Source organism: Kocuria gwangalliensis (genome assembly GCF_039544365.1).
GTDB lineage: Bacteria > Actinomycetota > Actinomycetes > Actinomycetales > Micrococcaceae > Kocuria > Kocuria gwangalliensis.
This window is the reverse complement of sequence record NZ_BAABLN010000031.1, coordinates 58,088-76,088: the sequence shown is the minus strand read 5'-3', so window position 1 is coordinate 76,088 and position 18,001 is coordinate 58,088. Positions and strand designations below refer to the sequence as shown.

The 18,001-nt window shown below is 62.8% G+C and carries 17 protein-coding genes; 10 read left to right on the top strand and 7 right to left on the bottom strand.

The genetic code is table 11. The annotated features are described in order from the left end of the window. Positions 1-64: 64 nt before the first annotated feature. From ABEA06_RS09970 to ABEA06_RS09950, 5 genes are all read left to right on the top strand, one after another. A complete protein-coding gene (locus ABEA06_RS09970) occupies positions 65-1,453 on the top strand; it encodes a sigma 54-interacting transcriptional regulator (protein WP_345311403.1) in 1,389 nt (462 codons plus the stop codon). Positions 1,454-1,461: 8 nt separating this feature from the next. Next, complete coding sequence (locus ABEA06_RS09965) at positions 1,462-3,462, top strand: vWA domain-containing protein (protein ID WP_345311402.1); 2,001 nt, start codon at positions 1,462-1,464, stop codon at positions 3,460-3,462. Positions 3,463-3,620: 158 nt separating this feature from the next. Continuing rightward, on the top strand, positions 3,621-4,790 hold the full coding sequence (locus ABEA06_RS09960) for a baeRF2 domain-containing protein (RefSeq protein WP_345311401.1): 1,170 nt from the start codon (positions 3,621-3,623) through the stop codon (positions 4,788-4,790). Between the two features lie 154 nt (positions 4,791-4,944). Then, positions 4,945-5,274 carry a hypothetical protein gene (locus ABEA06_RS09955; protein WP_345311400.1) on the top strand — a complete coding sequence of 110 codons (330 nt, stop codon included), beginning with the start codon at positions 4,945-4,947 and terminating at the stop codon, positions 5,272-5,274. 3 nt (positions 5,275-5,277) lie between these two features. Next, positions 5,278-6,090, top strand: coding sequence for a nitroreductase family protein (locus ABEA06_RS09950; RefSeq protein ID WP_345311399.1), 813 nt, complete (start codon positions 5,278-5,280; stop codon positions 6,088-6,090). On the opposite strand, the gene ABEA06_RS09945 is transcribed toward ABEA06_RS09950, so the two are convergent. The 4 genes from ABEA06_RS09945 to ABEA06_RS09930 form a co-directional block, all read right to left on the bottom strand. Next, positions 6,048-6,749 carry a methyltransferase domain-containing protein gene (locus tag ABEA06_RS09945; RefSeq protein ID WP_345311398.1) on the bottom strand — a complete coding sequence of 234 codons (702 nt, stop codon included), beginning with the start codon at positions 6,747-6,749 and terminating at the stop codon, positions 6,048-6,050. The genes ABEA06_RS09950 and ABEA06_RS09945 overlap by 43 nt on opposite strands. A 44-nt stretch (positions 6,750-6,793) precedes the next feature. Beyond that, on the bottom strand, positions 6,794-7,954 hold the full coding sequence (locus ABEA06_RS09940; RefSeq protein ID WP_425559518.1) for a type III polyketide synthase: 1,161 nt from the start codon (positions 7,952-7,954) through the stop codon (positions 6,794-6,796). Between the two features lie 164 nt (positions 7,955-8,118). After that, the gene (locus ABEA06_RS09935; RefSeq protein WP_345311396.1) at positions 8,119-9,558 is read right to left on the bottom strand and encodes a dihydrolipoyl dehydrogenase family protein; all 1,440 of its coding nucleotides are present in this window, start codon (positions 9,556-9,558) and stop codon (positions 8,119-8,121) included. A gap of 120 nt (positions 9,559-9,678) precedes the next feature. After that, complete coding sequence (locus ABEA06_RS09930) at positions 9,679-11,910, bottom strand: multicopper oxidase family protein (protein WP_345311395.1); 2,232 nt, start codon at positions 11,908-11,910, stop codon at positions 9,679-9,681. A gap of 321 nt (positions 11,911-12,231) precedes the next feature. On the opposite strand from ABEA06_RS09930, the gene ABEA06_RS09925 reads away from it, so the two are divergent. Further along, positions 12,232-12,942, top strand: coding sequence for a superoxide dismutase family protein (locus ABEA06_RS09925; RefSeq protein WP_345311394.1), 711 nt, complete (start codon positions 12,232-12,234; stop codon positions 12,940-12,942). Positions 12,943-12,973: 31 nt separating this feature from the next. Here the strand turns inward: ABEA06_RS09925 and ABEA06_RS09920 are convergent, their stop codons facing one another. Both ABEA06_RS09920 and ABEA06_RS09915 read right to left on the bottom strand, forming a co-directional pair. Beyond that, complete coding sequence (locus ABEA06_RS09920; protein WP_345311393.1) at positions 12,974-13,537, bottom strand: protein-L-isoaspartate O-methyltransferase family protein; 564 nt, start codon at positions 13,535-13,537, stop codon at positions 12,974-12,976. Between the two features lie 8 nt (positions 13,538-13,545). Beyond that, positions 13,546-14,166: a hypothetical protein gene (locus tag ABEA06_RS09915; RefSeq protein ID WP_345311392.1), complete on the bottom strand. Its 621-nt coding sequence runs from the start codon at positions 14,164-14,166 to the stop codon at positions 13,546-13,548. 67 nt (positions 14,167-14,233) lie between these two features. On the opposite strand from ABEA06_RS09915, the gene ABEA06_RS09910 reads away from it, so the two are divergent. The 3 genes from ABEA06_RS09910 (at position 14,234) to ABEA06_RS09900 (ending at position 17,032) form a co-directional block, all read left to right on the top strand. Continuing rightward, entirely contained in the window at positions 14,234-14,851 is a 618-nt protein-coding gene (locus tag ABEA06_RS09910) for an HhH-GDP family DNA glycosylase (RefSeq protein WP_345311391.1), read from the top strand. A 322-nt stretch (positions 14,852-15,173) separates the two neighbouring features. After that, on the top strand, positions 15,174-16,331 hold the full coding sequence (locus tag ABEA06_RS09905; RefSeq protein WP_345311390.1) for a DUF262 domain-containing protein: 1,158 nt from the start codon (positions 15,174-15,176) through the stop codon (positions 16,329-16,331). After that, complete coding sequence (locus ABEA06_RS09900; RefSeq protein WP_345311389.1) at positions 16,328-17,032, top strand: MAE_28990/MAE_18760 family HEPN-like nuclease; 705 nt, start codon at positions 16,328-16,330, stop codon at positions 17,030-17,032. Before ABEA06_RS09905 ends, ABEA06_RS09900 begins: the two co-directional genes overlap by 4 nt. Before the next feature lie 398 nt (positions 17,033-17,430). Here ABEA06_RS09900 and ABEA06_RS09895 read toward each other — a convergent pair whose 3' ends face one another. Then, positions 17,431-17,577: a hypothetical protein gene (locus tag ABEA06_RS09895; RefSeq protein ID WP_345311388.1), complete on the bottom strand. Its 147-nt coding sequence runs from the start codon at positions 17,575-17,577 to the stop codon at positions 17,431-17,433. 179 nt (positions 17,578-17,756) lie between these two features. Here ABEA06_RS09895 and ABEA06_RS09890 point away from each other — a divergent pair, with 179 nt between their 5' ends. Continuing rightward, positions 17,757-17,990, top strand: a complete 234-nt coding sequence (locus tag ABEA06_RS09890) for an NAD(P)-dependent oxidoreductase (RefSeq protein ID WP_345311387.1) — start codon at positions 17,757-17,759, stop codon at positions 17,988-17,990. Positions 17,991-18,001: the final 11 nt, after the last annotated feature.

Below are 18,001 nucleotides of genomic sequence, written 5' to 3'. Positions count from 1 at the left end.
CACGCGGCGTCATCACCCTTTTGAGGGGTCGACGCCGCCCACCCCCGGGCGTAGCGTGGCCTGCGTGAGCGTTCAGCCTGAGATCCGCACCGTAGGTGACTTGCGCGCCGCAGGTCACGTCCAGAAAACCCTGCGCGAAGAAATTCGCGACAACCTCCTGGCCGCACTGGCGGCCGGGGAGAATCCGTGGCCCGGTCTGCACGGCTTTGACCGCACGGTCATCCCGCAGCTCGAGCGAGCCCTGATTGCCGGCCATGACATCGTGCTGCTGGGTGAGCGAGGCCAGGGAAAAACCCGTCTGCTGCGCACCCTCTCCGGATTGCTCGACGAGTGGAGCCCGGCGATCGAGGGGTCCGAGCTCAATGAGCACCCGTTCGATCCCATCACCGCTGAATCCCTGAGCCGCGCAGCGAATGAGGGTGACGCTCTTCCCATTGCCTGGCGGCACCGCACCGATCGGTACGTGGAGAAGCTGTCCACCCCGGACACCTCCGTGGCCGATCTGATCGGCGATGTGGACCCCATGCGCGTGGCCGAGGGTCGCCGGCTGGGTGACCCCGAAACCATTCACTTCGGCCTGGTCCCCCGGGCCAATCGCGGCATCGTGGCACTCAACGAACTTCCCGACCTGGCCGAACGCATCCAGGTCGCACTGCTCAATGTCATGGAGGAGCGCGACATCCAGATCCGCGGCTACGTGCTGCGCCTGCCCCTGGACGTTCTGGTCGTCGCCTCCGCCAACCCGGAGGACTACACGAACCGCGGTCGGATCATCACCCCGCTCAAGGACCGGTTCGGCGCCGAGATCCGCACCCACTATCCCCTGGAACTCGCGGACGAGATGGCCGTGACTCGCCAGGAGGCGCATCTGACGGCCGAGGTTCCGGAGGTGATCCTGGAGATCCTGGCCCGCTTCACACGCGCGCTGCGCGAATCGAATGCGGTCAACCAGGCCTCGGGTGTCTCCGCACGTTTCGCGATCGCCGGCGCGGAAACCATTGCCGCAGGGGCAAGGCATCGCGCCACGGTGCGCCCCGGTGAAGACGCCGTGGCTCGCCTCGTGGACGTGGACAGCGCCGTGGACGTGCTGGGCGGGAAGATCGAGTTCGAGTCCGGAGAGGAAGGCCGCGAGGACGAGATCCTGGGGCACCTGTTGCGCACCGCCACCGCCGACGCCGTTCGGGCTCATTTCCGGGGTCTGGATTTCGGTCCGCTCGTGGAGGCCTTCGACGGCAAGCGCACCATCACCACCGGTGAGCAGGTCACCGCCCAGGAGTTCCTGGACGCCCTGCCCGAACTGGAGGACAGCGACCTGTACGACCAGATCGCATCACAGGTGGGCGGGGACACCCCCGGTCATCGCGCCACCGCCATCGAGTTGGCCCTCGAAGGGTTGTTCCTCATTCGTCAGCTCTCCAAGGAAACCGGTGACGGGGAAACCGTCTACGGATAGAGGCCATCATGCGTAACCGCCACAGGTCCTCCCGGTACGGCCGTTACTCCGGGGGCCCCGATCCCCTGGCACCACCCGTCGATCTCGCCGAAGCTCTCGACGCCGTGGCCGAGAACGTCATGTCCGGTTACTCCCCGGAACAGGCGATGCGTGAGTTCCTGCGCCGGGGCGGGCGCAACCAGCGCGGACTGGACGATCTGGCACGCAAGGTGCACCAGCGGCGTCGTGATCTGCTGCGCAAGCACCGTTTGGACGGCACCATCCAGGAAGTCAAGGAGCTGCTGGAGAAGGCCCTGCGTGAGGAACGCAACCAGTTCCTGCGGGACGCTCGCATGGATCCCATGGACCGCCAGTTCCGCGAAATGCAATTGGACAGCCTGCCCACCTCACCCGCCGCTGCCGTGACCGAACTCGCCGACTACGACTGGCAGTCCGATACCGCCCGGCAGCACTACGAGCAGATCAAGGACCTGTTGGGCCGCGAAATGCTCGACCAGCGTTTCGCCGGCATGAAGCAAGCGCTGGAGAACGCGACCGACGAGGACCGGCAGGCCGTGGCCGAGATGCTGAGCGACCTCAACGACCTGCTGGACAAGCACGCGCGCGGTGAGGACACGCCGGAAGACTTCGAGGAGTTCATGGCCAAGCACGGGGACCAGTTCCCCGAGAATCCACAGGACGTGGACGAGTTGATCGACGCGCTCGCCCAACGCTCGGCGGCCGCCCAACGCATGATGCGCTCCATGACCCAGGAGCAACGCGACGAGCTGATGTCGCTGTCCGCACAGGCCTTCGGCTCGCCCGAATTGATGTCCCAGCTGGAACGCCTGGACGCGTCCCTGCAGGCCCTGCGCCCCGGCGAGGACTGGACGGGTTCCGAGCAGTTCGACGGCGATCAAGGCCTGGGGCTGGGCGACGGCACCGGAGTGCTCCAAGACCTGGCGGATCTCGATTCCTTGGCCGAACAGCTCTCGCAGTCCTATTCGGGGTCCACGCTGTCCGACCTGGATATCGAGGCGCTCTCACGCCAACTCGGCGACGACGCCGCGGTCTCGGCCCGCACCTTGGCCGAACTGGAGAAGGCAATGCAGGACAGCGGCTATCTTCGCCGCGGCACGGACGGGGACCTGAAACTGTCCCCGCGCGCCATGCGCAAACTCGGTCAGTCCCTGTTGCGCGACGCCGCCGGGCGGATCTCCGGGCGCCAGGGTCGCCGGGACACTCGTCTGGCCGGAGCGGCGGGTGAACAGACAGGGTCCAGCCGGGCCTGGGAATTCGGGGACGTGGAACCGTGGGATGTCACGCGCACCGTCACCAACGCGATCGGCCGCACCGCGGCGGCCGGTCAGGACCCGGTGAAGGGGCTGCGCATCCACGTGCAGGACATCGAGGTGCGCGAGACCGAGGCCCGCACGCAGGCCGCCGTGGTGTTGCTCGTGGACACCTCGTACTCCATGGCGCTCAACAACCGCTGGGTGCCCATGAAACGAACGGCACTGGCACTGCATCAGTTGCTCTCCACCCGGTTCCGGGGTGATCGGTTGGAGCTGATCACCTTCGGTCGGTATGCCCAGCGCATGGACATCGGGGAGCTGACGTCGCTGCCCGCGTGGCACGAGCAAGGCACCAACCTGCACCACGGCCTCCTGCTGGCCGGCCGCTTCTTTCGCCAGCACCCCAACATGCAGCCGGTGTTGCTGGTGGTGACCGACGGTGAACCCACCGCTCACCTGATGACGCATGGCGAGGCGTGGTTCTCCTACCCCCCGGATCGTGAAACCCTGACGACCACGGTGACCGAACTGGACAAGGTCACTCGGCAGGGTGCCGAGATCACGTTCTTCCGGCTCGGTGATGACCCGGGGCTGGTGCGATTCGTGCAGGCCATGGCCCAGCGGGCCGGGGGCCGGGTGGTCGCCCCGGATCCGGAAGATCTGGGCGCCGCGGTGGTCGGCGAGTTCCTGCGGAACCGATACGCGGATCCCGTGTGGGACACGGACTGGGACTGACTACCCCGCAGCCCGCGTTCTCATGAAACCTCCAAGTTTTCGGCACTCAACCGTCAGGGCTCATCCCTTGTCCCCGCTTGATTTGCATGGAACAGTGAGCTGCACCACGGCGCCGCATTGTGGCGCCCTGTCGCCCGACAAGCAACCAGGAGGTCACCGTGAACCTGTCTTGGCTCACGCCCGTGCTCGAGACCGATGGACCGTTCCTGTCGATCTACATCGACTCCACTCGGACCGATCCCAGTTCCGCCTCGGGGCTGTCCACCCGATGGGGACATTTCCGTTCGAAACTCGCAGAGGACGGCGCCCCGGACGAGATCCTCGAGGAGATCGAGACCACCCTCTTGGAGCCCTCACCCGTGGGTGGTCGGCATGGCCGCGCCATTCTGGCGACCGGATCAGCCATTTTGGTCGACCGAGTGCTACCGGCACCTCCGCGCGAGGATTCTGCACACTGGGCAACTGAGCCGGTCCTGGTACCTCTGCTGCAGGTGATCCCGCAAGCTGTTCGGCAATTGCTCGTGGAAGTAGACCGTTCCGGTGCGGATCTGCATCTTCGCGCCCCGGAAAATCCGAAGATCGCCAAGAATGACAACGGTTTGGGTGAGGACGCCTCCGTGGACGGCGGCCACGACGAACTGCACAAAGCCAGCGTGGGCGGGGGCTCCCAACATGGTTGGCGCTCCAGTAACCAGGAAGCTCGCGTGGAAGATTCTTGGGAACGCAATGCGGAGGCGGTGGCCGCAAAGCTCGACGCCATTGTCCGCGAGCGCCAACTGGACATGCTGCTGTTGACCGGCGATGTCCGGGCGCAGTCACTGTTGAAGGACGAACTCGGTAAGGAAGCTCTGGCCATTTTGAAGGAGGTCCCGGGAGGCACCCGTGGGCAGAGCCTTGATCGTGCATCGTTCCGCGAAGAATTGGCCCGCGTGACCGATGAGTTCATCATGGAGCGGCAACAGCAATTGGCGAATACATTCACCGAAAATCAAAGTCGCGGTGGCGAATCCCTGGCCGGCGCAGCCGAGGTCGCCGAGGCGCTGCAGCGCGGTCAGGTCTCCGAACTCATCCTGACGATCGGTGACGAACCGGACAACGCTGAGGAACTCGCCCGGCAGGCTCTGGCCACCGATGCCGAGATCTCCACCCTGGGTGCGGAGTATGTGAGCCTACCGGAGGGTGTGGGGGCCCTGCTGCGATGGCGGGACGACGCGACGCCGTCGAACAGCCTGTCGAGCATGTCCGGGGACCCCGGCCGCGAGACCGCGGCGGATCCGGACAGTGATCAATCACCCCGCGAGCGCGAGGAAGAGTCAATCCGGCGCTAAGAACACGCCGTTGCCACAGCGGGCACCGGTTCCAGGAAGGAACCGGTGCCCGCTGTGTAGGCAATCCTCCGCATCCTGAACGTCTTTCATGGCAGGGCATGGCATCATGAAAAGTTCTACGCAGCAGGCCGCTCAGTGGGTGCAGAGGAGAGTCATGGTTTCGTCTCGGACGCTGGTGGGTGTCGCCGCAGGATTCTACGCAGTGAACTGTTCCTTGGGGATCTCGGTGGCCAAACACTGGGTCGACACGTCCAACTTTCGGTGGGTTCATCACGGCTTGTACATCCTGACCGCGACCAGCACGGTCGCCGCGTTCTCGGCGTGCGCCGCCCGGCGCTCGCCCGCGGCAATTGCACTGGCTGCCGCTGCGGCACCCCTGTTCCTGCTGCAACATCACGGGGCGCGACCGCTCCGGCGTCACACCCGTGACGCGCTGTTGGCGGCCCCTTGCTATGCGGCCGGTCTCGTGCTGGCCGGGAGGTAATCCATGGAGTTTCTTGATGCCGTGTTCAATCGGCGCACCACCAACGGCCCCTTTCGATCGGATCCGGTCAGCCCCGAGCATCAGCAGACCCTGATCCGCGCCGCGGCGGCCGCGCCCTCTCAGTTCAACAGCCAACCCTGGCGGTTCGTGCTCATCGAGGACCGGACCACCATCGAGACGGTGGCGACCGTCAGCGGCGAGAGCATGACCGAGGTGATGAGCTCGGGCACCTTCTTCAACCGGTACAAGAAGTACTTCCGGTTCAGTCAGGAGGAAATGGACACCCTGCGCAGCGGCATGCTCTTCGACAAGTTGCCGGCTCTGCTGCGCCCCTTCACCTCCCGGGCCTTCACCCCTTCGGGGCAGAACCTGATGAACAAGCTGCGGGTGCCGCAGACCCTGGGCCAGGAGAACCGCAAGCTGGTGGCGGGTTCACCGCTGCTGTTGGGCGTCATGCTCGAGCGAGGTGAATACCGCCCGGATGAGTTGTCCGGTTTCTACTCGGTCTTCAGCATGGGCGCGGCCATGGAGAACCTATGGCTGACCACGGTCGAGTTGGGCATGGGCATCCAGTTCGTCTCCTTCCCCATGGAGGCCCCGCACCAGTGGCAGCGCATCGTGGACATGCTGCATGTTCCGGACGACCTGCAGCTCATGGCCGTGTACCGGCTGGGTTACCTCCCCGAGCGAAGCCACCGCCCGGCCATCGACTGGTCCAGCAGGGAACGTAAGCGTCCCTCCCAGTTCGTCTTCCGCGAGACGTGCGATGTCCCTCAGGAGGGCTGGGACGACGACGTCCGGCCGGGTTCCGCGTGAGCCGGGAACATCGCGAGTAATCGGAAGAACCGTTGCCGACGCACGCTCCACCCCGAAGGTACGGCATCCGCCAGTTCACCCCGGCGATAACTGCGACGGATCGACAGGAGGCCGTCGAAACGGGCGAGCGTCCGCGTACGAATCAGTGGGAGCGTACCCACCCAGTACAGTAGCCAGGCCAGTCGGCTGCGCCGCAGGTCGTTGTGGATCGCCACGGAGCGGGTCAGAGCGGAGGTGTCGGTGAGCAGTTCCGTCAGTTCGCACGGCGATAAGTGGTGGAGAACATGGTTGGACACCACCACGTCGAACCGTTCCCCCGCAGCAACCAAGGCCGCGCTCGACTGCGCTCGGTAGTCCACCCCGGCGCCGTTGTCATGGGCGAGTGCCCAGGCGTAGGCCCTCAGATCCGGATCGATCGCGGTGACTGCCACGTCGAGTCCGTCACGGCGGGCCCACCGGGACAAGCTTCGAGCGACGTCCCCGCCCCCGCTGCCCACGTCCAACAGGGTGGCCGGGCGGCCTTCCTGCGCAGCAGCACGTAAGACCGGGCGGATCCACAGCCGGTACAGGGGCCGCCACGACGTGACCAACGGATTGATCACCCCGAACAAACGATACGTCGCATCCAGCGCGACCGGATCGCAGTTCGGATCGTCCATCAGCTCCGGCTCATGGGTACTTCGACGGCGCAGGAACGGGTCCTTCATTGAGCCGTCGTCTCAGCACCGACGGCGCGCAGCAACGCGCTCTCGATGCTGAGTCCGGGCCCGAAGGCCATTGCCCCCAGCAGACCGGTGGTTTTCGAGCGTCGAATCCTGTCCAGGACGAAGAGGATGGTCACGCTGCTCATGTTCCCGGCATCGGCCAGCACCCCACGGGACGGCTCCATTTGCTCCTCCGAAAGCGCCAGACGGGACTGCACCTTGTCCAGAATGCCCCGCCCGCCGGGGTGCACGGCCCACAGCGGGATGTCCGCGGGGTTCAGCTGCGCCCGGGTCAGTAACGGAGTCAGGGCATCCGTGACGTGATCGTCAATGATGCGAGGGACATAGGTGCCCAAAATCAGTTCGAACCCTTGGTCCCCCACGCTCCAGGCGAGTTCCTCTTCACCCACCGGCGCCAGGGTCGTTTCGAAGTCCAGCAACTCCAGTGCGGGTTCGGCCGAGGAGCCGATGGTCTCTCGCGCGGTGATCACGGTGGCTGCGGCGCCGTCCCCGAACAGCGCATTGCCCATGATCGTGTCCGGGTCGTTACGCACGTGCAGGTGCAGCGTGCACAGTTCCACGCACACCACCAACACCACGGCTTGCGGATCCGCACGGCACGCGGTGTAGGCGGCACGCAGTGCGGGGAACGCGGCATTGCACCCCATAAAACCCAGGTGCATCCGGGAGACGTCCGCCGGCAGTCCCAGGTCCTTGACCACGCGCACGTCGGGGCCCGGCGCGAAGAATCCGGTGCAGGACACGGTAATCACGTGCGTGACGTCCTCGGGGGCCACGGTGGGGGCGGCCTGAGCGATGGCCGTGCGCGCAGCGCGCACGAACAGACGTTGCGCGTGCTCGGTGTAGAGCCGATTGCGAACTTGCGTTCCCGGTGAGAGCAGGTGCCCAGAGTCGGGATCCACGAAGGGCCCCGACGCGACGTCGACATGGGCGTCGGTGCGGTCCAACGAGGCGGCCGCCCCGAGTTCAGGCAGAACCGTGCGGCGGGTAGCCACCCCGGAACCCGCGAAGGCAGAGCGGACCAACCGCGATCCCAGCCGAGTCATGGCCGGTTGATCCGCAAATAACTTTGCGGCGCCCGGTTGAAGCATCTGGGTATCCGGAACGGCGGTTGAAATTGTGTGCATTCGTATGGTCATACCCCATGGTAGGCACGAGAGACGCCACCACGGTCGCACACGCCGCCTCGGGGGCAGCCACCGTGGCGAGGTCCCGGTGTTGAACACCGTCAGGGCGTACCCACAATCAGCGACCGGGGTGCTCGACCACCAAAGAATTGGCGATCGGGACGTGACGATCCTGGTCAGTCAGTCCCCGGGCGGCGCATCTCCTCGGGAAGGCTTTCCAGCAACCGCAACCAGAGTTCGGACACCGTGGGGTAGCTGGGAACCGCGTGCCGCAGCACATGCACGGGAATCTGGCCGGTGATGGCCACGGTAGCGGCATGCAGTTGTTCACCGGCCTCCGGACCCACGAACGTGGCGCCCACCAGACAATGGCTCTCGCGGTCCACCACGATCTTGGCCTGTCCGGGAACGTCATTGCGCAAGAGCGCGGACCCCGCCACCGCGTTGTAGGCAACCTGGGCCGTGACCACATCGATGCCCTGCTCGTGTGCCGCGGCCTCGGTGAGCCCCACCTGCGCCACCTGCGGTTCCGTGAAAATGACCTGGGGAACGGGTGGATCCTCCACGACGAAGGGTTCCGGTTCGGCCAAGGCCGCCGCCCGGATGCGGGCACCCAGCACGCGCGCCCGGTACTTACCCCAGTGGGTCAGGGGCACATCGCCGCTGGCATCGCCCACGGCGTGCAACCAGTCCGGGAGATCGCGGTCAAGAATGTTCTCCGGGGTGAGGCCCACGGCATCCACACCCAGGTCCCCCAACCGCGGAGCGCGTCCGGTGGCGACCAGCACCTCGTCCACGTCCACATCACCCACCGTGGTTTCCACGTGCACAGTTCCGCCGTGGATCTTCCCCAGGCCGGTGTGCTCCGGATTGTCCCGACGGCATGCGGTCACAGAGGCGTCGAACATCACGTCCACGCCGTGGGCCTTCATCCCGTCCAGGACGCTGTGCCCCGCGAACGGTTCGTTGCCGGTCAACAAGTCGGAACCACGTACCAGCAGGGTGACCCGTGCCCCGAGACCGGCCAGCCACGTGGCCGCCTCGCAGGCAACCACCCCGCCTCCCACGATCGCCAACCGTTCAGGAACCTCGACCACCCCGGTCGCATCCGCGGAGGTCCACACGTGCGCACCCTCGAACTCCGCCGGCACCTTGGCTTCGCTGCCGGTCGCGAGGATCACGGCGTGCCGCGCGGTAATGGTGCGCGACGCGGCGTCGTCGTCGACCCTGACGGTACGTTCCCCGATCAAGCGCGCGTGGCCGCGGACCACGTGGATCCCGGCAGATTCCGCCCAGTCGACCTGTGAGGAATCGTCGTAGTGCGAAACAAAGGCGTCGCGGCGCTGGAGCATCCCGCCGTGGTCCAGGAGCGCGGGCGACACACCGTCGACGTCCGCGGAGGTCCCGGCCACGTCCAGGGGGCGCAGCAGGGCCTTGCTGGGCATGCACGCGTAATACGAACATTCACCGCCCAGTAGGTGGCCCTCCACGATCACGGCAGTGAGGTCGCTGCCTTCGATCGCGTACTGGGCCGCGTTCTCGCCCACTGCTCCGCCACCAATGACCACGACGTCCACGGTGAGATCTTGACGATCCGATTCTTGGATACCAGGCATGAATACCCCTTATTAATGGCCGATGTGGTGAGACCGAAAACCGGCCTCACCACATCGGGTAGGCAGCCCACTGATTCTTGATGACATCGTAAGCGCGCGGCGCCCTCCTGAACAGCGGCCCTAGTGGTGAACGCCACCGTGGACATCGTGAAAGGCCATGATGCTCTTGGGCAGAACCGTGAACGGTCGCATCATGGTGTGGTCCTCGTGGTCCAGGATGTGGCAGTGGTACATGAAACTGCCGGTGGCCCCGGTGAAGTCGCCCAGGACCTGCACCCATTCCCCCGGTTGCACAACCCACGTGTCCTTCATGCCCGCGGTCTGGGGCGTTATGGGCCGCCCGGGCCCCGGTACCGGTAGTGGGTTGGGTGTCGAAGCCGTTGCCGGATCGAAGCCCGGCAGTGCCCCACCCGGCCCGAGTGGCCACTGCCACCGATTGAGCATCTGAAACTCGGTCATGTGGATGTGCATCGGGTGCGCAGGACCGCCCAGGTGCACGATGTTCCACACGGCCCAGTCGCCCTCCGAGAACCTGATGGTCAACGTGTCGTCGAACAACGTGGCCGCGGGTTTGAACGTCAGCACGTGACCATCCGCGCGGGTCAACCGGATCACATCCGTGGCGCCGGGGTCCTCACCCTCCTCAAGTTGTCTCAGCTCCCACATCTCGGGGTGCACGGCGCCCCTGATGCCGGGAGGAACCACGGCGACCCACGCGTGCCCGTGATGGTCGATCACCTTGTCACCAATGATCAACGTGCCGTCATCCGTGTGGCGATACCGCACATAGTCGCCGTTGAGCACGGCCGGGAGCTTGAAGCGGTCGAACACCCGGCGGCCGTCCACACGGAACTGCATGACGCTGGCCTCCACTTGGCCCGGCTGGGCATTGAGGGCCGTGCCGTTCTCATTGCGCACCTCAAGGGTGCGGCCCCGGAACGTCGAGAAATCCACGAGCACATCCACTCGTTCACCTGGGCCCATTTCAATGATCCCGTCCTGCGGTGTGAACGGGGCGGGCAGCAAACCGCCATCCGTCCCGATCACCACCAGGGCGTTGCTCTTGCGGCGAGCGCCGAAGGCCGGATCCGTACTGGTAACCGCCGTTCCCGGGGTGAATTTCTCGTCCGTGGTGTCGTGCACCGACAATCGGTAAATCCTCGAGCTCGAGCCGTTGAGCAGCCGCAATCGGTACCAGCACGCGTCCACGTCCTTGGTGGGCCAGACTTTGCCGTTGACCATGGTGAACGGTGCCGTCACGGGGATCTCGCCCTTGATTCCGGTGGCTCCGGTGAACCCGGCCTGTTTGTACAGGGCTCGGCCGGTGAACCTCATGGTTCCGGCCGGGGCGTTCGGTTCTGATTCCAGATTGCGATCGGCAACGCCCAGGAACAGTTCCCGATCTCCCGACGGCAACCGCAGCCTCGCTTCCTGGTCGTCACGAATGATGTAGAAACCGGAGAGGCCCGCAAAGACGTTGAACCGTGTCACGGCCATCGCGTGATCGTGGTACCAGAGCGTGGTGGCCTCCTGTCGGTTCGGGTAGGTGCAGCGTGTGACACCACCGGGCAACGCAACGTTGTGCGCCCAACCGTCGTTGTGTCCATTGGTCAAGGCCCCGTGCAGGTGCACCACCGTGGCAGCGGTGAGCTCGGCGGTGTGGGCCAATCGCGGATACGAGTCCTCACCGGGGCCCTTGGCCGTGGCCCGCCCGCCCGGAAGCGCCGCCGCGCGGAAGTCCGCGTTCACCCCGGGCTGCCCGGGAGGCAACGGGGGCAATTCTGGCACGCGAACGACGTCGTACGGCAGGGGCAATGCGTGGCCGTCCCGTTCCAGCCCGTTCTCCCAATCAATGCGCACGGAACGGTCCCGGCGCACCTCGATCGTGGGTCCGGGCAAGCCGCCCTCGTAGGTCCATGCCTGGGCGGGCGGGATATCGGCGTGGAATCGGACGGGTGCGAGTTCGGCACGGACGCGAATGGGACTGTCCTCCGGCCGGCGCCACGCCCGGACAATGGGGGGTTGCGGTAGCCGATCGCGGAACTTCTTCAGCCCGAGACCCGAGTCGATGCCCGGCAACGGCACCGGTCGCGGTGGCCACCACGGAAATCCGGCGGGTGGCCTTATGTTCGGATGGCTCGATTTCTCTGCCGACGGCGTCCGCTCCCGCGCGGGTTCGCGGGGCGGCTCCTCCAATGCGTCGGATTCTTCGGCAGTGTCCGGTTCGACGGGGGCCAGGCTGACACCGGGCGCCGCGGGCAGTGGCGGGGCACTACCGGTTTGGGCCAGGTCGGCGTACTCGACCGAGCCCGGCTCGGGAAGATTCTGGGAGGTGGGGGTGGGTGTGGCCATGATGAGCCCTCGCTTGGCGAGTAGTCCTGTGGCATGTGGTCCACCGCAGCCAACGGCGGCCCTCGACTGCCCTGGTGAGAGTTAGCATATGCAAATACGGGCCCGTTGGCGGTCACGATTCGGTTAAGGATCCTGCGGAGGCTCACTGCGTCCCCCGGATCCAGGGAAAGGGCGCGCGACCAGGTGTAATAAGCCATGACGTTCCATCACTTCATTCCCATGTGACCCACGTCATGTGTACCGTGGAAATGCCACACCGTAGAACGGTCGGCATCATCTCTCGGACGCGCCGGCCCAGCGGACCCACGATGAGGAGATGCCATGAACGAGCGTGACCTGACTTCCCCGGCCAATACCACCGACCCGGCCGCCACCTCCATGAAAAAAACCTCTCGAACCCGCACGGGCATGGCCTTTCTCGGCATCGCCGGGTTGTTGACCCTGGCTGCCTGCGGCAGTGACGGGGGCGGTGGGGCCGCGGAGGAAACTGGCGCGCAGGAAACGAGTGCGGCGGCGTCGTCGGCGTCGTCCGAACCCGTGGCCACCACGACTGTTCAAAATGCCGAGGGCGAAGACCTCGGCACCGTCGAGTTCTCCCCAGCGGAGGACGATGACCAGGCCATGGTCGTGTCCGCGGAGCTGTCCGGCTTGGAAGCCGGGTATTACGGTTTGCACGTGCACGCGAACGGTGTGTGCGAGGCGGAGAGTTCCGCTCCCGATGACCCGTCCGAAACCGGGGCCTTCCTGTCCGCGGGCGGTCACTTGGGTGGAGATGACGCCCGGCACCCCGAGCACGCCGGTGACCTGCCCGCCTTGTTGGTCATGGAGTCCGGGGAAGCCAAGCTGACGTTCCAGACGGATCGGCTCACCACCGAGAACCTGATGGACGACAACGGTTCCGCGCTCATGATTCACTCCGGCCCGGACAACTACGCCAACATCCCTGAGCGGTATGCCGCGACGGGTCCCGATGAGGACACTCAGTCCACCGGTGACGCGGGAAGCCGTCTGGCGTGCGGCGTGATCGAGTAGGCGATTCCCTGCCACCGTTCGCCGGCGGGGTCTAGTCCTCGCGGAGCGGTACGAATCTGAAGTGCCCGTGGCGGGTGATCTTCAGGCCCCGGCGGCCTCGGCGCACACGTAGCATGTCGCCGGCCACCGGAATGACCATGATGCCGCCCTCCCCCAGTTGCTCCACAAGCTGTTCGGGGAGGGCCTCGGCAATGGCCGAGACGAGGATGCGATCAAAGGGTGCGTCCCTCGGGGCTCCGAGTTCACCGTCGGTGGCTTGCCTGATGTGCACCCACGGCTCATTTTGTTGGGCGTTGGCGGTTCGGGCCATGCTGACAAGTTCGGGGATGCGTTCGACGCCGATCACCTCACCCTGATCACCCACCAGGGAGCCCAACAACGCCGAGCTCCACCCAGATCCAGCGCCCACATCCAGCACACGATGACCGGGGTGCACGGCCAATAGTTTGAGCATGGCTTTCACCGTGCTGGGTTGTGAATTGGTTTGCTGGTACCCGATACTCAGCGGAGCGTCCACGGACGCGGACTCGCGAGTTTCCACGGGTAGGAAGTCGGTTCGGTTGATCCGGGAAAGGGCTCGTGTGATCGGGTCCATGACTGTCCCTAAGGGGTTGAATTATGTGTCGATTCTCCCTCAGCGGGCCGCCGCCGGGGAGCCCTCCACGCCAGGATGACGGCCACGATCAGAGCGGACAGGGTCCCGGTGATCATGTCGACCATGGTGTCGTAATTGTCGATCTGCGCCCGTGAGCCCATCGTCTGATCCGCCGCGAACTCCCCGATTTCCCACAGCATGGCGACCAAGGCACTGAACGACATAATCACCGTCGCGTGCAGCCAGCGGGGCATGACAAAACTATGCTTCCGCATGACGGAGCGCAGGATGTAGTCCGCCCAGAGGGCGATCATGACGCCCGAATAGAAGTGGACGACGGTGTCCCACGGTTCCCACACGTCGTAGAAGCGCTGATAACTCCCCATGTATCCGCCGGTGAACAGCAGGATGGCGTAAAGCAGCTGCAAGTACAGGGGAATACATATCCGCCCAATGGCTTCAACGACCAGGGGCGTGAGCGATACCTGAAACAAGCCCATGGCCAGGAAGGCGTTCTCAGCATCTCCCCGGGACATGTCTCCGAGGAACGACATCACGAACACTGCCTCCACCACGATGAGCGGCGTATGCCTCAGCAACATCCCCCTGAGCGAAACACGTTTCATCATGGTGCTGACCCTACGCGGCCACCTGTGGATATTCTTGTGCTCCAGCCAGGGAAGAAGGTTTAACCCCATGAGCCACCGGGAAATCATCGACGACTTACTGGATGAGCGCGGTCGCACGTACGCGCAGGAAGCGGGCATCGGCCTCAAGGACACCCCCGCTCCCCTGTACCAGCTACTGGTGCTGGCCAACCTGCTGTCCACCAGAATAAGCGCGGGGATTGCCGTGGCCACCGCCCGTGAGCTGACGGACAGCGGATTCAGCACTCCCGAGAAAATGCGTGCCGCCACGTGGCAGCAGCGCGTGAACGCGCTCGGCCGCGGCGGGTACCGCCGATACGACGAACGCACCTCCACCATGCTCGGCGACGGCGCCGCCCTCCTCCTCGACCGTTACGCCGGGGACCTGAGGCGGTTGCGGGACGACTCGCAGGACTCCGAGGAGATATTGAAACGGCTCCAAGAGTTCCCCGGAATCGGGCCCACGGGCGCGGCCATTTTTGCCCGCGAGGTTCAGGGCGTGTGGCCGGTCATGGCGCCGTACTTCGACAAGAAGGCCCTGGACGGCGCGCGGAAACTGAGCCTGCCGGACGGTCCGGATGCCTTGGCCGGGCTCGTATCGCCCGAGAACCTGCCGCGCTTGGCTTCCGCCCTGGTGCGCGTGGCCCTGGACCGGTCTACAAAGTAGAAGGAATGAACCAGTAGCGCATTCCCGTCCGAAGATAAAAATGGCTTGCGCATACTCATACACGCAACCAATGCAGTCGTTGCACATCTGAAAGGAATCGATTGCGCGAAGATACAAGACGTTAGGTATGAACCTGACGGTGCCTGGCAGCTTGAGAGCAAGCCGCCACCTACTCAAATATAACAATTCGACAGAACGAATTCCTTGAAATAGTTTCTGGCTAGAGGTAGAGTAATATTTACGACCCGTACTAGCTAAGTTCCCTAGGTCGCAACTGCTCGCATATAGGCGAGATCTGCGCTCAGACAGAGAAAAGACTTCCTTGAAAGAATCACCCAGCCCCCACGCCGAAACAGTGGTGAATGAAATCGCCGAAGGCCTTGCATACGACGAGCAAGAAAAAACGGAATCCGCACCTTTGGACCTAGAGGGCGATCGTAAACTCGTGACACAACCTTACGATTACTCAATTCGTCAATTAGTAGACGAGATTGAGAGAGGTGGAATTCGGCTAGATGTGACGTACCAACGACAGTACGTTTGGGATGATGGAAAGGCATCAAGGTTAATCGAAAGCCTTCTCCTCAATGTGCCAATCCCCGTAGTTTACATAGCCGAAGACGACGACTTCAGTTTTGAAGTGATTGATGGCCTCCAAAGACTGACAACGCTCAAACGGTTCCTGGCCGACGAATTTCCTCTGACTGGAATTACGGTTCTGAAGGAGATTAAAGGCAAGAAATATAATGAATTAAGCCCTCGGGACCAGAGGCGATTAGCCAACCGTACCATTCGGTGTATTGCCATCACCATGGATTCTCATCCGGACATAAAATTCGATGTTTTCGAACGCCTCAACACTAACGTTGCTGTATTAACAGCCCAAGAAATCAGAAATTGCGTCTACAGAGGCCCATTTAATGATTCGATTAAAGAACTTGGCGATTACGATCAGCTGAATCATCTGGTAGGTTCGAGTGGGCGCCGTCGAATGGTACCCGCAGAACTAGTATTAAGATTTTTCGCCCTGAAAGACCAATTGAATGATTATCGTCCGCCATTATCCCAGTTCATTAATAAATATATGCGGGACAGACGACGTCTAGCGCTCACTGAAGACGAAATCGCACTCTTTAAGGACTGCGTAAATACCGCGGTAGATACGTTCGGGGAGAGAGCATTCCAGGTCCCAGATCGCAACGGAATCACTCACAACACAGTTCATAAAGCCCTATTTGATGCTGTCATGATTTGCCTGGCCTCAACCAACAGGGAATCACTTGCGAAGGCCAAAGGCGCAGGCGGGCTGATACAGAACGCACTAAAAGATACAGGACTACGAGATACCCTTGGTCGAGCTACCGCAGATCGGAAGCGAGTTTTCGAGCGTATTCGCATAATTGGGCTGGCTATGGAGCAAAGCCTCGAGGTAAGAGTAGATGTCCTAGACGTGGTTGGGCGAGAGGCTCCGATGGCATGACGGCATTAAACGATTTTATTGGGCGTCTAGATGAGGTGGATGCACTACTCAGGCATGTTGCACCCGAAGTCGATACACACAGTCCGATCAGTCATGAAAAAAGGAGACCCTTTTCGAATTCAACACTGGCAAGATCTTGTACGGTATTAATAGTTTCATATTTCGAAGGGTTCATCAAAGATTTGTCGGATGAGTCCCTTGATAATTTGATCGAGAATCAACTTCCATGCTCAAGACTTGAAAGCCATTTCAGGGGATACGTTCTTGCGGACCATCTAAAAAATCTAAGAGAAGGTAGAGATCCCTCAAGAGACTGGATCGCAATGCAGCGGGTCATGGAAACCGCTGCGTTCATGAACAGTGGAAGAGTAATTGAAGAAAGATTCCTGCCTAGACGCCAGATTAAGAGAGCCGTTACCAGTATTGACCCTAAGAAGATTAATGAATTATTCAAAATATTTGGAGACAGTGATCTAAACAGAGGCCCGCTTTCACGATACGGCGAACGACTAAAATCCCTCAAGAACATTCGTGATAATGCCGTACACGGGAATGAGGGGGACTTCGACCCGCTATCGCTTGGAGACGCCCTCAATTACTTGGAATTACTCAAGGACTGCGCTTCGGCAATGAGCGATCGAATGGATTTATTATTATCTTCACTTCACGGTCAGGCTGCAGTGACGAAATATATAAGTTGAGTCTACAGGCCGCTCAGTTAAAGAAATTTTTTGCTCATTAATCGAATGAGTCCTCACATTATCTAAGCATCATATAGTGCCTAATTATCCAATTTATTTCGTCGTTTGATTGCTAACCCTATAGGCCATCCGGAAAATTCGATTGAGGATAGATTCCAGTGCCCAGCAGAATGCCGCGAGGCCACATAATCGGTCGCGGGCGGCTCTCGCCCTGGTTCGCATAGCCCTGGACCGGTCCACAAAGTAGAACGGAAAACTCACACAGACATCGATGTCATTGTGGTGCGAGCACGCCCCCGGGGGTCTTGAATCGGTATACGTCTTCACGTTCGGACGCTGGCGGGCGGTCACCTTCGCGCTGAAGGTAACCGCCCGCCGTAATGGGTTTACGTGGCTTATCAGCCGCCGAGTCCGAGATCCAGCGACACGACGCCAACGCCAATCACCATGGCCAGAGCCAAGAAAAACCCGAGCATGATCACAATGAGCCCCCACGGGGTGCTCTTCTGCGGGTTGGTGGGCTGAGTCTTCGGTGAGTCTTCCATGATCTTCCCTTCATTCGGCTGTGCTTCAAGTCTTACAGATTCGGCGTGCGGTCGGCGCGCATGACATGTTCCGGTCTCCTGGGGCCACATGGTGCGCCGCCGAGCTTCTTCAGATTCCTCGTAAACGCTCATGGAACGCCAGGTGCTTACAGGAAACTCATTGGCGGGAAGAGGACACCGTGAAGGTCACGATTATCGGGGGCTCCAAGGGCACCGGAGCATACGTGGGCGCAGCGGCGCTCGAGGCCGGCAACAAGGTCACGGTCTTGTCTCGCAGTGGCAACGTACCCGCGGGCGTGCGCAGCGTCGTCGGCAGCGCGACGGACCCTGCCGTGGTGCGCGAGGCAATCGCGGGCGCCGACGCCGTGGTGGTCACCGTGGGTGGGGCCATCGGAGTGAGCGGGGGAAAGTGAGAAGGGTCTTA

Excerpts from the sequence above, each read along its gene's own strand:
- ABEA06_RS09955 (WP_345311400.1), top strand. The coding sequence starts at position 4,945 with ATGGTTTCGTCTCGGACGCTGGTGGGTGTCGCCGCAGGATTCTACGCA.
- ABEA06_RS09910 (WP_345311391.1), top strand. The coding sequence starts at position 14,234 with ATGAGCCACCGGGAAATCATCGACGACTTACTGGATGAGCGCGGTCGC.
- ABEA06_RS09920 (WP_345311393.1), bottom strand. The coding sequence starts at position 13,537 with ATGGACCCGATCACACGAGCCCTTTCCCGGATCAACCGAACCGACTTC.
- ABEA06_RS09940 (WP_425559518.1), bottom strand. The coding sequence starts at position 7,954 with ATGACCATACGAATGCACACAATTTCAACCGCCGTTCCGGATACCCAG.
- ABEA06_RS09900 (WP_345311389.1), top strand. The coding sequence starts at position 16,328 with ATGACGGCATTAAACGATTTTATTGGGCGTCTAGATGAGGTGGATGCA.
- ABEA06_RS09950 (WP_345311399.1), top strand. The coding sequence starts at position 5,278 with ATGGAGTTTCTTGATGCCGTGTTCAATCGGCGCACCACCAACGGCCCC.
- ABEA06_RS09915 (WP_345311392.1), bottom strand. The coding sequence starts at position 14,166 with ATGATGAAACGTGTTTCGCTCAGGGGGATGTTGCTGAGGCATACGCCG.
- ABEA06_RS09925 (WP_345311394.1), top strand. The coding sequence starts at position 12,232 with ATGAACGAGCGTGACCTGACTTCCCCGGCCAATACCACCGACCCGGCC.
- ABEA06_RS09945 (WP_345311398.1), bottom strand. The coding sequence starts at position 6,749 with ATGGACGATCCGAACTGCGATCCGGTCGCGCTGGATGCGACGTATCGT.
- ABEA06_RS09895 (WP_345311388.1), bottom strand. The coding sequence starts at position 17,577 with ATGGAAGACTCACCGAAGACTCAGCCCACCAACCCGCAGAAGAGCACC.
- ABEA06_RS09930 (WP_345311395.1), bottom strand. The coding sequence starts at position 11,910 with ATGGCCACACCCACCCCCACCTCCCAGAATCTTCCCGAGCCGGGCTCG.
- ABEA06_RS09935 (WP_345311396.1), bottom strand. The coding sequence starts at position 9,558 with ATGCCTGGTATCCAAGAATCGGATCGTCAAGATCTCACCGTGGACGTC.
- ABEA06_RS09965 (WP_345311402.1), top strand. The coding sequence starts at position 1,462 with ATGCGTAACCGCCACAGGTCCTCCCGGTACGGCCGTTACTCCGGGGGC.